Here is an 11,606-nt window from a genome sequence, read left to right as displayed (position 1 = left end):
AGCCTCACATACGAGGAAGGTCCCCGGGCGGATGACCCGGGGACCCTCGACGGGCAGGAGCGACAAGCCTGTTGGGGCTTGATCGGCGCTGGACTCCTCTCAGCGCTCGACTTCGCCCTTGATGAACTTCTCGACGTTGTCCCGCGCCTCGTCGTCGAAGTACTGGACCGGCGGGGACTTCATGAAGTAGCTCGACGCGGAAAGGATCGGGCCGCCGATGCCGCGGTCCTTGGCGATCTTCGCGGCGCGCACGGCGTCGATGATGACGCCGGCCGAGTTCGGGGAGTCCCAGACCTCCAGCTTGTACTCCAGGTTCAGCGGGACATCGCCGAACGCGCGACCCTCGAGGCGCACGTACGCCCACTTGCGGTCGTCGAGCCAGGCCACGTAGTCCGACGGACCGATGTGGACGTTGTCGGCGCCGAGCTCGCGGTCCCGGATCTGGGAGGTGACGGCCTGCGTCTTGGAGATCTTCTTGGACTCCAGGCGGTCACGCTCGAGCATGTTCTTGAAGTCCATGTTGCCGCCGACGTTCAGCTGCATCGTGCGGTCCAGGACCACTCCCCGGTCCTCGAACAGCTTCGCCATCACGCGGTGCGTGATCGTGGCACCGACCTGCGACTTGATGTCGTCGCCGACGATCGGGACGCCCGCCTCGGTGAACTTGTCCGCCCACTCCTTGGTGCCGGCGATGAAGACCGGGAGGGCGTTGACGAAGGCGACCTTGGCGTCGATGGCGCACTGGGCGTAGAACTTCGCCGCGGCCTCGGAACCGACGGGCAGGTAGCAGACGAGGACGTCGACCTGCTTCTTCTTGAGGACCTTGACGACGTCGACCGGCTCAGCCTCGGACTCCTCGATGGTCTCGCGGTAGTACTTGCCGAGACCGTCGAGGGTGTGGCCACGCCGGACCTTCACACCGGTGCTCGGCACGTCGCAGATCTTGATGGTGTTGTTCTCGGAGGCGCCGATGGCGTCCGCCAGGTCAAGGCCGACCTTCTTGGCGTCCACGTCGAACGCGGCGACGAACTCGATGTCCTTGACGTGGTAGTCCCCGAACTGGACATGCATGAGACCCGGGACCCTGGACGCCGGATCGGCGTCCTTGTAGTACTCGACTCCCTGTACGAGCGACGCGGCGCAGTTGCCCACGCCGACGACGGCTACGCGAATGGAACCCATTCGGTTGCTCCCTGTGTGTACGAGTGGGGACCTGAGCGGCCCTCACGTGGCGGTGTCGTCGGACGGACCGGTCCGGGAGTCGTCCTCCCGGGACCGGGGCAGGCCGCCCGGCGCTCCAGATGTGGTGTCCTGCGAGTCGGGTTCCCCGGAGACGGCACCCTTGAGGTCCCGCCCGGCCCGCTCGCTCTCGATGAGCTCGTTCAGCCAGCGCACTTCGCGCTCCACGGACTCCATTCCGTGGCGCTGGAGCTCAAGGGTGTAGTCGTCGAGGCGCTCGCGCGTACGCGCCAAAGAGGTGCGCATTTTCTCCAGGCGCTCCTCCAGCCGGCCGCGCCGGCCCTCGAGCACGCGCATGCGTACATCGCGGGACGTCTGTCCGAAGAAGGCGAAACGAGCGGCGAAGTGCTCGTCCTCGTACGCGTCCGGACCTGTCTGCGAGAGCAGCTCCTCGAAGTGCTCCTTACCTTCCGCCGTCAACCGATAGACGATCTTGGCGCGGCGCCCGGTGAGCGGAGCGGCGAGCGCGTCCTCGGGCGCACCCCCGGACTCCTCGATCAACCAGCCGCTCGCGACCAGCGTCTTGAGGCAGGGATACAGCGTGCCGTAGCTGAAGGCGCGGAACACACCCAGTGACGTATTGAGTCGTTTGCGCAGCTCATAGCCGTGCATCGGGGACTCGCGGAGCAGTCCGAGGACGGCGAACTCGAGGATCCCGGAACGCCGGCTCATCGTCGCCTCCCCTCTCCCACGGTCCGACCGTGACGGCTTCGGCACTGTTTATGCCGAGCTGATGTATCGACTCGATACATCCAGACGATAGAACGGCCCTGTGGATGGGACAAGAGGGGAGGTCGTGAACGGGATCACATCACCGATTCGTAGGATGCAAGTTGCCTGATTTGGGGTGAACTTCGGGGCTGGACAGGTTTTGACGGTGCGTAGTCTGTGCGCCATGCAGTCCACCGGGAACCGAGTGACGTTTGGGGACGTCGTCGTGCTTGGTGCGGTACGGGTGAATGCGAACACGGCCGCATCCGTACCTTGGGGGGACCGGAAACCAGCCGCCGTTTCCAGGCGCGCACGGGTGCGCCTGCCCAAGGAGTAGTCGTTCGATGAGCGAGCACCGTCGCAAACCGCCGCAGCCGCAGGGAGGCGGACGTGCCGAGACCCGGCGCGGCCAGTCCGGCTCGTCCTCCGGCCGCCGCGCGGCACCGCGAGGCGCCACCGAGTCTCCTTCCGACTCCTATGGATCGGGTTCCTACGGGTTGGGTCCCTACGGAGCAGAAGGTGACGAGCGCCAGTCCGGAGGCCGGGCCGATGCCCGGCGAGCCGCCCAGAGAAGCACTGGCGGGCGTCGCAGAGCGCCCGAGGCCGCGGACGGCGGACGCCGTGGCGGTCCTGGCCCGAACGGGCCCGGACGGGGCAGAGGGCGTGCGGCGGGTCCTCCGCCCAAGAAGCGGTTCATCGACTATCCGCGCGCGGGCAAGTACGGAGCGGCGCGCTGGATGCCGTCGTGGCGGCAGGTGACGGGACTGTTCATCGGCTTCGTCGGCAGCCTGGTGGCAGTGGCCGGCATCGGCTACGCCCTGGTGGGCGTGCCGGATGTCGCGAAGGCAGCGAATGCCCAGAACAACGTCTACTACTGGTCCGACGGCAGCCAGATGGTGGCGACCGGTGGTGAGACGAACCGCCAGATCATCGGCTACGAACAGATCCCCGCGTCGATGCGGTATGCCGTGATGTCCGCCGAGAACAAGACGTTCGAGACCGACAGCGGTGTCGACCCCATGGGCATCGCCCGGGCCCTGTTCAACATGGCCAAGGGCGGTCAGACGCAGGGTGGTTCGACCATCACCCAGCAGTACGTGAAGAACGCCCGCCTGGACGACCAGTCGCAGACGCTCACGCGGAAGTTCAAGGAGCTGTTCATCTCCATCAAGGTCGGGACGAACGTCTCGAAAGAGGAGATCATGGCCGGCTACCTGAACACCGCCTACTTCGGTCGTGACTCCTACGGCATGCAGGCAGCCGCCCGTGCGTACTTCAACCAGGACGCCAAGGATCTGGACGCCAGCCAGTGCGCCTTCCTGGCCGCGGTGCTGAAGGGCGCCACGTACTACGACCCGGCGGGCAACGTGGCCGTCGACCCTGTGAACGCCAAGCCCGAACTCAACGCCAAGCGGGCGGTGGAGCGGTGGCGGTGGATCCTTGACGAGGAGGTCAAGGACGGGCGCATGACGGCAGCCGAGCGTGCCAAGTACACGACCTTCCCGAAGATCCAGAATCCGCGTTCCAACACCGCGCTGAGCGGCCAGATCGGTTACCTCGTCGACCTGGCCAAGGGCTACCTCATCAACAACACCGACAAGACCGGGATCACCGCCGAGGAACTGCAGCAGGGCGGCTACTCGATCTACACGACCTTCGACAAGAAGAAGGTCGCGGCGTTGGAAAAGTCGGTCAAGGCCGTCGAGAAGGCGAACATCAAGCCCGACAAGCGGCCAGAGACCGACAAGTTCGTCCAGTTCGGCGGTGCTTCCGTAGACCCGAAGACGGGCGCGATCAAGGCCATCTACGGCGGTGAGGACGCGACCAAGCACTTCACGAACAACGCCGACACGACGGGCGCCCAGGTGGGTTCGACGTTCAAGGCCTTCGTGCTCGCCGCCGCGATGAAGTGGGGTGTACGGGATCCGGATCTGGGCGTGGAACAGGCTCAGGACGAGCGCACCCAGGTCTCCCCGGAAAGCATCTACAGCGGCAAGAACAAGCTGAAGATCAAGAACTACGACAACACCGTCTGGAAGGACAAGGACGACAAGGAGTGGCTGCAGCGCAACGACGGCGACGAGTCGTACAACCCGCCCAGCTTCCGGATCGACCTGCGTGAGGCGATGCGGGTCTCCTCCAACTCCGCCTATGTCCAGCTCGGCATGGACGTCGGTCTGGACAAGGTGAGGGAGTCCGCGACCGACGCGGGCATCCTCGACAGCAGCCTGGCGAGTGCCGACTTCCCGTCGTTCTCGATCGGTACCTCCAGCCCGAGCGCGATCCGTATGGCCGGCGCCTATGCGACCTTTGCGGCCAGCGGCAAGCAGAACACTCCGTACTCGGTTGAGAAGGTCACCGACAAGACCGGCACGACCTTCGATCACCAGAGGATCGCCAAGGCCAAGCAGGTGTTCACCGCCCAGGTCGCCGACAACGTCACCGATGTCCTCAAGACCGTGGTCGACGACGGAACGGGTACGGCGGCCCAGCTGAGCGGTCGGGAGGTGGCCGGCAAGACCGGTACCACCGACGGCAACAAGTCGGCCTGGTTCGTCGGGTACACCCCGCAGCTGTCCACCGCGATCAGCATGTTCCGGATGGACGACGACGAGACCAACAAGAACCGCGAGTTCCTGGAGATGTACGGCACGGGTGGCCAGGAGAAGATCCACGGAGCCTCGTTCCCCGCGGAGATCTGGCACGACTACATGGAGCAGGCGCTCCAGGGCGCGCCGGTGGAGGACTTCCCGACTCCCGAGCCCTACGGCGAGGTCGTCGACGAGGACCCGCTGCCCAGCCCGACCCCCTCTGTCACCGAGAGCGAGGAATCGACGCCCACGCCGAGCCCGACGCCCACCCAGAGCGAGGTCGTGCCCTCTCCCACACCCACGCCGACCAATTCCTGCGGCCCGTTCAACGTCAACTGCCAAGGCGCCGGGGGTGCCGACTCGGGTGGCGCGGACACAGGCACTACGAACGGCGGAGTGACATTCAGTCCATCCCCCACGCCGACCGACGGGCAGGACAGTGGCAACGCGAACGGTAACGGCGGGGTGGACGGCGGTGATGGCGGTAACGGCGGTGATGGCGGTAACGGAGGCATCTTCGGCTGACGGAAAGGTCAGCAGGAGCGTCACCCGGCGCGTGTGTTTCACGTGAAACATCGACCCGATTCACGCTGTTTCACGTGAAACATGGGGCCGTCGTACCGACCAGGTACGGCGGCCCTCGGCGTATTCCCAGGCACGTACGGCAGGATGTGGCCCATGCCCAGTGCAGAGACGACGCAAGCGAGCGTGCGCGAGCCGGATCCGGTACGGCCGACCAGGGACGACGAGGTCGCCGTGGCCGGCAGTGAGCTGATCGGCGGTCCCATCGGTCGACGTGCCCTGCTGGGGACGTCCTGGTGGACCCCGGTACGAGTGGTCGCGCTCGTGGCGATCGGCATGTTCGCCCTCGGCCTGGTCCAGAAGGCGCCCTGCTACAACGGCGGCTGGTTCTTCGGGGCCGGCACGCAGTACACGCACGCCTGCTACTCCGACATTCCGCACCTCTATCAGGGCCGCGGATTCGCCGACGGGCTCGTGCCGTACTTCGACAAGATCTCCGGCGACATGGAGTACCTCGAATACCCGGTGCTGACCGGCGTGTTCATGGAGGTGGCCGCCTGGCTCACACCCGGTAGCGGCACCATCCAGCACCAGGAGCAGTGGTACTGGTTCGTCAACGCCGGAATGCTGATGGTGTGCGCGGCGATCATCGTCGTATGCGTGTCACGCACCCAGGCGCGGCGCCCCTGGGACGGTCTGCTGGTCGCTCTGGCGCCCGCCTTCGCGCTCACCGCCACCATCAACTGGGACCTTCTGGCGGTCGCTCTGACGGCTGCGGCGATGCTGATGTGGTCCCGCGGGCGGTCCTTCGCTTTCGGTGTGCTGCTGGGGCTCGCCACGGCCGCCAAGCTCTATCCCTTCCTGCTGCTGGGCCCGCTGTTCGTGCTGTGCTGGCGCGCGGGCAAGTGGCGGCCGTTCGGCAACGCGCTGGGCGGTGCCGTCCTCGCCTGGGTCGCCGTGAACCTGCCGGTGATGGTCTTCGCCTTCGACGGCTGGTCGAAGTTCTACACGTTCAGCCAGGAACGGGGCGTCGACTTCGGCTCCTTCTGGCTGATCATCGCCCAGCGTTTCAACTACCCGTTCACGACGGAGACCGTCAACACCTTCGCGACGCTGCTGATGCTGGCCTCGGCCGTGGGTGTCGCGGCACTCACGCTGACAGCACCGCGCCGTCCTCGCTTCGCCCAGCTGGCCTTCCTGATCGTCGCGGCGTTCATCCTCACCAACAAGGTCTACTCACCGCAGTACGTCCTGTGGTTGGTCCCCCTCGCCGTACTGGCCCGCCCGAAGTGGCGGGACTTCCTGATCTGGCAGGCGTGCGAGGTCGCGTACTTCCTGGGGATCTGGATGTACCTCGCGTACACGACCAGCGGTGACGCTCACAAGGGACTGCCCACCGAGGGCTACCAGTTCGTCATCGCCGTCCACCTGGCGGGCACGCTGTACCTGTGCGCCGTGATCGTCCGGGACATCCTCATGCCGGAGCGGGACGTGGTGCGCCGGGCTGGCGACGACGACCCGTCCGGGGGTGTGCTCGACGGTGCGCAGGACGTCTTCGTACTCGGTTCCGCAGCCCGTCCGCCGCTGCACGCCAGTCCCTTCGCCGGGCCACAGGTGGAGTGGGGCAGCCGACGGGTGGGGGAGGACGAGGAGCGTTCGCTCTGAGCGAACGCTGCGGGGAGAGCATGCGAAAGGCCGTACACGGAGTTCGTGTACGGCCTTTCCGCAACGTCGGCTACCGGGTCAGCGGTCGACTATCCGGTCGAACTGCGTGGTGGTGTGCCGCAGATGGGCCACCAACTCCTCACCGACCTTCGGCTCCGGGGCGTCCGCAGGGACGAAGAGGATCGAGACCTGCATGTGCGGCGGCTCGGCGAACCAGCGCTGCTTGCCGCCCCAGACGAACGGGGCGAGGTTCCGGTTGACCGTGGCGAGGCCGGCGCGGGCGACGCCCTTGGCGCGCGGCATGACGCCGTGGAGGGCCTTGGGGGCCTCCAGGCCCACCCCGTGCGACGTACCGCCTGCCACGACCACCAGATAGCCGTCGGAGGCCGCCTTCTGCTGCCGGTAGCCGAAGCGGTCGCCCTTGGCCACGTGTGTGACGTCCAGGACCGCGCCGCGGTACTCGGTGGCCTCGTGGTCCCCCAGCCACAGCCGCGTGCCGATACGGGCGCGGAAACGGGTCTGCGGGAACTGCTGCTGAAGCCGCGCGAGGTCCTCGGCCTTGAGATGGCTGACGAACATGGTGTGCAGCGGCAGCCGGGCCGCGCGCAGCCGGTCCATCCAGCCGATGACCTCCTCCACGGCGTCCGAACCGTCGGTACGGTCCAGCGGCAGGTGGATCGCGAAGCCTTCGAGCCGCACGTCCTCTATCGCGGCGTGCAGTTGGGGCAATTCCTGCTCGGTCACCCCGTGACGCTTCATGGAGGACATGACCTCGATGACGACACGGGCACCGACGAGCCCGTGCACCCCGTCCACCGACGACACCGAGCGGATGACGCGGTCGGGCAGCGGCACGGGCTCCTCGCCCCGTCTGAAGGGCGTCAGCACCAGCAGGTCACCGCCGAACCAGTCCTTGGTCCGTGCGGCCTCGTACGTCGTGCCGACGGCCAGGATGTCCGAGCCCAGCCGGGTGGCCTCCTCCGCCAGCCGCTCGTGCCCGAAGCCGTAGCCGTTGCCCTTGCAGACCGGGACGAGCCCCGGAAACTGCTCGGACACGTGCTTGTGGTGCGCACGCCAGCGCGCGGTGTCGACGTAGAGCGTGAGCGCCATGGCCGGGACCTGGAACCTTTCTCGTGGCTGTGGTGCATCGAAGGTATGAGCGGAACCGCAGGTGGATCAGCGGCGTGACATGTAAATGTCGAGCGCCTTGTGGAGCAGCTTGTTGAGCGGGAAGTCCCACTCGCCGAGGTACTCGGCAGCCTGCCCACCCGTGCCCACCTTGAACTGGATCAGACCGAAGAGGTGATCAGTCTCGTCCAGGGAGTCGGAGATACCGCGCAGGTCGTAGACCGTGGCGCCCAGCGCATAGGCGTCGCGCAGCATCCGCCACTGCATGGCGTTCGAGGGACGGACCTCGCGCCCGATGTTGTCCGAGGCACCGTAGGAGTACCAGACGTGCCCGCCGACGATCAGCATCGTCGCGGCCGAAAGGTTCACTCCGTTGTGGCGGGCGAAGTAGAGCCGCATGCGGTTGGGGTCCTCGGTGTTGAGGGCCGTCCACATGCGCTGGAAGTACGACAGCGGGCGGGGCCGGAAGTGGTCGCGCACCGCGGTGATCTCGTACAGCCGCTGCCACTCCTCGAGGTCGTGGTAGCCGCCCTGGACGACCTCGACACCGGCCTTCTCGGCCTTCTTGATGTTGCGGCGCCACAACTGGTTGAAGTTCTTGTGGACCTCTTCCAGCGAGCGGTTCGCGAGCGGCACCTGGTAGACGTAGCGCGGCTGCACGTCGCCGAAGCCGGCCCCGCCGTCCTCGCCCTGCTGCCAGCCCATACGGCGCAGTTTGTCGGCGACCTCGAAGGCACGCGGTTCGATGAAGTCGGCCTCGATGTCGCGCAGCCGCTTCACGTCCTGGCTCTGGATGCCCGCCTTGATGGACGTGGCCTCCCAGCGCCGGATGATCACCGGTGGGCCCATCTTCACGGAGAAGGCGCCCTGCTGCTTGAGGTGCGCCAGCATCGGCTGGATCCAGTCGTCGAGATTCGGCGCGAACCAGTTGATGACCGGGCCTTCGGGCAGATACGCGAGATACCGCTTGATCTTGGGCAGCTGGCGGTACAGCACGAGACCCGCGCCGACCATCTCGCCCGTCCGGTCGTCGAACCACCCGAGGTTCTCTGAGCGCCACTCCGCCTTGACGTCTGCCCAGGCCGGAACCTGCATGTGGCTCGCCGACGGCAGGCTCTGGATGTACGCCAGATGCTGCTCTCGGCTGATCGTCCTCAGGGTCAGGCTCATTCGGGGGGCTCCTCGGGCTGGTGTGTCCCCATGGGTACAGGGGCTCCGGCTCTCGCGCCGAAGCCTACTGCGCCCTGCGAGCGCCTCGACTGGCCGTATGGCACCTGTGCCCCGACCCTGCGTCGGGCCGGGGCACCAGGAGGCGGTCCGCTCAGCCGATCACGCCGCCGAAGAGGCCGCCGTGTGCCATGCCGAGGAAGAAGCCGACCGCTGCGGCGCCGAGGCCCAGGATCAGTCCGAAGCGTTCGCGGGTCGTCTCCGAGACGAACTGGCCGTACGCGCCGGTGAGGATCCCCACCAGGCCGGTCCAGGAGCTGAGCAGATGCAGACTGTGGAACATCGCCGTGACGAAGGCCGTCACTCCGAGCACCAGCGTCACAGCGAGCAGGCTGTCCTGGAGCGGATGGGGTTTGCCGTCGGTGGCGAAGAGAGAACCGGCGGTATTGGGTCGCAATGCCTGTGCCATGTGGCACCTCCTGCGGAAGGCGGCGCATCGTAGCGCCATACACACCCGATGTGTACAGATTGACGCTCACAGGGGCCTGATTACAACCCGAAGGCACCGTGCGGGTAGGCTGTACCGTCTGCACCGGTGTCTGCCCAGGCCATGGCGCGGAGTCCCCTGGGGAACCTCCGATTGTCAGTGGTCGCCGATACCGTTGCGTACGCATAACAACCCTCCTGCCACGGAACGACCGTGGCCGCTGAGTCCAAAGGAGGTGGGTTCCACATGCGTCACTACGAAGTGATGGTCATCCTCGACCCCGAGCTGGAGGAGCGCGCTGTCGCCCCTCTGATCGAGAACTTCCTGTCCGTCGTCCGCGAGGGCAACGGCAAGGTGGAGAAGGTCGACACCTGGGGCCGTCGTCGTCTCTCGTACGAGATCAAGAAGAAGCCCGAGGGCATCTACTCGGTCATCGACCTGCAGGCCGAGCCTGCGGTCGTCAAGGAGCTCGACCGCCAGATGAACCTGAACGAGTCGGTCCTCCGGACCAAGGTCCTCCGCCCCGAGACCCACTGAGCTTTCCGCTCAGCCGTTCTCGGGATTTCGAGTAGCAGCACCAAAAGCAGCCAGCAGCAAACCCGCCGAGAGGTTCCCCTATGGCAGGCGAGACCGTCATCACGGTCGTCGGCAATCTTGTCGACGACCCCGAGCTGCGCTTCACCCCCTCCGGTGCGGCGGTCGCGAAGTTCCGTGTCGCGTCCACCCCCCGCACCTTCGACCGGCAGACGAACGAGTGGAAGGACGGCGAAAGCCTGTTCCTGACCTGCTCGGTCTGGCGTCAGGCGGCGGAGAACGTCGCGGAGTCGCTCCAGCGAGGCATGCGCGTCATCGTGCAGGGCCGACTGAAGCAGCGGTCCTACGAGGACCGTGAGGGCGTCAAGCGCACGGTCTACGAGCTGGACGTCGAAGAAGTCGGCGCCAGCTTGAAGAACGCCACGGCCAAGGTCACCAAGACCGCCGGCCGAGGTGGCCAGGGCGGTTACGGCGGCGGTGGCGGTGGCGGCCAGCAGGGTGGCGGCTGGGGTGGAAACTCCGGCGGCGCTCCGCAGGGCGGCGGCGCTCCGTCCGACGACCCCTGGGCGACCGGCGCTCCCGCCGGTGGCAACCAGGGCGGCGGCGGTGGCTGGGGTGGAAACTCCGGCGGCGGCGGAGGCGGCGGCTACTCGGACGAGCCCCCCTTCTAGGCCTTCGGGCCGAGGGCGGGTCGTACCCACACTTCTTGATCACACAGGAGAAACACCATGGCGAAGCCGCCTGTGCGCAAGCCTAAGAAGAAGGTCTGCGCATTCTGCAAGGACAAGGTCACGTACGTGGACTACAAGGACACGAACATGCTGCGGAAGTTCATTTCCGACCGCGGCAAGATCCGTGCCCGCCGCGTGACCGGCAACTGCACGCAGCACCAGCGTGACGTCGCCACGGCTGTCAAGAACAGCCGTGAGATGGCGCTGCTGCCCTACACCTCCACCGCGCGATAAGGGAAGGGTGACCGACCAATGAAGATCATCCTCACCCACGAGGTCTCCGGCCTCGGTGCCGCTGGCGACGTTGTCGACGTCAAGGACGGCTACGCTCGCAACTACCTGATCCCGCGGAACTTCGCGATCCGTTGGACCAAGGGTGGCGAGAAGGACGTCGAGCAGATTCGTCGCGCTCGCAAGATCCACGAGATCCAGACCATCGAGCAGGCCAACGACGTCAAGGCCCGCCTCGAAGGCGTCAAGGTCCGTCTGGCCGTCCGCTCCGGCGACGCCGGTCGTCTCTTCGGTTCCGTTACCCCGGCCGACATCGCCACGGCGATCAAGGCTTCCGGTGGCCCCGAGGTCGACAAGCGCCGCATCGAGCTCGGTGCGCCGATCAAGACGCTCGGCGCCCACGAGACGTCGGTGCGTCTGCACCCCGAGGTTGCCGCCAAGGTCAACATCGAGGTCGTCGCTGCCTGAGTGCCGCGATTGCTGAAGCAGTCTCAGGGCCGCATCCTTCGGGGTGCGGCCCTTCTGCGTGAGGGCGATGTTTCACGTGAAACCGGTGAAACGGCGGATATCTGGTCGATGTTTCACGTGAAACAAGGGGCA

Annotated in this window: 11 protein-coding genes; 6 read left to right on the top strand and 5 right to left on the bottom strand. The window is 66.5% G+C overall.

The window, feature by feature from the left end:
- Window positions 1-99 precede the first annotated feature (99 nt).
- On the bottom strand, window positions 100-1,182 hold the full coding sequence (locus tag ABZ855_RS00580) for an inositol-3-phosphate synthase (protein WP_360798599.1): 1,083 nt from the start codon (window positions 1,180-1,182) through the stop codon (window positions 100-102).
- Window positions 1,183-1,224: 42 nt separating this feature from the next.
- Window positions 1,225-1,911, bottom strand: a complete 687-nt coding sequence (locus ABZ855_RS00575) for a PadR family transcriptional regulator (protein WP_360798596.1) — start codon at window positions 1,909-1,911, stop codon at window positions 1,225-1,227.
- Window positions 1,912-2,294: 383 nt separating this feature from the next.
- Here ABZ855_RS00575 and ABZ855_RS00570 point away from each other — a divergent pair, with 383 nt between their 5' ends.
- The gene (locus tag ABZ855_RS00570) at window positions 2,295-5,066 is read left to right on the top strand and encodes a transglycosylase domain-containing protein (protein WP_360798593.1); all 2,772 of its coding nucleotides are present in this window, start codon (window positions 2,295-2,297) and stop codon (window positions 5,064-5,066) included.
- A 153-nt stretch (window positions 5,067-5,219) separates the two neighbouring features.
- Entirely contained in the window at window positions 5,220-6,728 is a 1,509-nt protein-coding gene (locus ABZ855_RS00565) for a glycosyltransferase 87 family protein (RefSeq protein WP_360798590.1), read from the top strand.
- Window positions 6,729-6,806: 78 nt separating this feature from the next.
- Here ABZ855_RS00565 and ABZ855_RS00560 read toward each other — a convergent pair whose 3' ends face one another.
- The 3 genes from ABZ855_RS00560 to ABZ855_RS00550 all read right to left on the bottom strand — a co-directional run bounded on the left by ABZ855_RS00560 (window position 6,807) and on the right by ABZ855_RS00550 (window position 9,492).
- Window positions 6,807-7,838, bottom strand: a complete 1,032-nt coding sequence (locus ABZ855_RS00560; protein ID WP_360798587.1) for an alanine racemase — start codon at window positions 7,836-7,838, stop codon at window positions 6,807-6,809.
- Between the two features lie 66 nt (window positions 7,839-7,904).
- Window positions 7,905-9,026: a peptidoglycan bridge formation glycyltransferase FemX gene (gene femX, locus ABZ855_RS00555; protein ID WP_319206204.1), complete on the bottom strand. Its 1,122-nt coding sequence runs from the start codon at window positions 9,024-9,026 to the stop codon at window positions 7,905-7,907.
- Between the two features lie 151 nt (window positions 9,027-9,177).
- Window positions 9,178-9,492, bottom strand: a complete 315-nt coding sequence (locus ABZ855_RS00550) for a hypothetical protein (protein WP_105970260.1) — start codon at window positions 9,490-9,492, stop codon at window positions 9,178-9,180.
- 264 nt (window positions 9,493-9,756) lie between these two features.
- Here ABZ855_RS00550 and rpsF point away from each other — a divergent pair, with 264 nt between their 5' ends.
- From rpsF to rplI, 4 genes are all read left to right on the top strand, one after another.
- Complete coding sequence (rpsF, locus tag ABZ855_RS00545; RefSeq protein WP_146481131.1) at window positions 9,757-10,047, top strand: 30S ribosomal protein S6; 291 nt, start codon at window positions 9,757-9,759, stop codon at window positions 10,045-10,047.
- Between the two features lie 80 nt (window positions 10,048-10,127).
- Window positions 10,128-10,715, top strand: a complete 588-nt coding sequence (locus ABZ855_RS00540; protein WP_360798582.1) for a single-stranded DNA-binding protein — start codon at window positions 10,128-10,130, stop codon at window positions 10,713-10,715.
- Window positions 10,716-10,772: 57 nt separating this feature from the next.
- Window positions 10,773-11,009: a 30S ribosomal protein S18 gene (rpsR, locus tag ABZ855_RS00535; RefSeq protein ID WP_003949403.1), complete on the top strand. Its 237-nt coding sequence runs from the start codon at window positions 10,773-10,775 to the stop codon at window positions 11,007-11,009.
- Window positions 11,010-11,027: 18 nt separating this feature from the next.
- On the top strand, window positions 11,028-11,474 hold the full coding sequence (gene rplI / locus ABZ855_RS00530) for a 50S ribosomal protein L9 (protein ID WP_360798578.1): 447 nt from the start codon (window positions 11,028-11,030) through the stop codon (window positions 11,472-11,474).
- The last annotated feature ends 132 nt before the right edge of the window (window positions 11,475-11,606 follow it).

Source organism: Streptomyces sp. NPDC047042, from assembly GCF_040644035.1.
Classification (GTDB): Bacteria; Actinomycetota; Actinomycetes; order Streptomycetales; family Streptomycetaceae; genus Streptomyces.
Note: the sequence above shows the minus strand (reverse complement) of the source record. Positions and strands in the feature narration are given on the sequence as shown.

Bases quoted from the DNA above. Each gene is read 5' to 3' on its own strand.
- ABZ855_RS00580 (WP_360798599.1), bottom strand. From the start codon at position 1,182: ATGGGTTCCATTCGCGTAGCCGTCGTCGGCGTGGGCAACTGCGCCGCG.
- ABZ855_RS00575 (WP_360798596.1), bottom strand. From the start codon at position 1,911: ATGAGCCGGCGTTCCGGGATCCTCGAGTTCGCCGTCCTCGGACTGCTC.
- ABZ855_RS00570 (WP_360798593.1), top strand. From the start codon at position 2,295: ATGAGCGAGCACCGTCGCAAACCGCCGCAGCCGCAGGGAGGCGGACGT.
- ABZ855_RS00565 (WP_360798590.1), top strand. From the start codon at position 5,220: ATGCCCAGTGCAGAGACGACGCAAGCGAGCGTGCGCGAGCCGGATCCG.
- ABZ855_RS00560 (WP_360798587.1), bottom strand. From the start codon at position 7,838: ATGGCGCTCACGCTCTACGTCGACACCGCGCGCTGGCGTGCGCACCAC.
- femX (WP_319206204.1), bottom strand. From the start codon at position 9,026: ATGAGCCTGACCCTGAGGACGATCAGCCGAGAGCAGCATCTGGCGTAC.
- ABZ855_RS00550 (WP_105970260.1), bottom strand. From the start codon at position 9,492: ATGGCACAGGCATTGCGACCCAATACCGCCGGTTCTCTCTTCGCCACC.
- rpsF (WP_146481131.1), top strand. From the start codon at position 9,757: ATGCGTCACTACGAAGTGATGGTCATCCTCGACCCCGAGCTGGAGGAG.
- ABZ855_RS00540 (WP_360798582.1), top strand. From the start codon at position 10,128: ATGGCAGGCGAGACCGTCATCACGGTCGTCGGCAATCTTGTCGACGAC.
- rpsR (WP_003949403.1), top strand. From the start codon at position 10,773: ATGGCGAAGCCGCCTGTGCGCAAGCCTAAGAAGAAGGTCTGCGCATTC.
- rplI (WP_360798578.1), top strand. From the start codon at position 11,028: ATGAAGATCATCCTCACCCACGAGGTCTCCGGCCTCGGTGCCGCTGGC.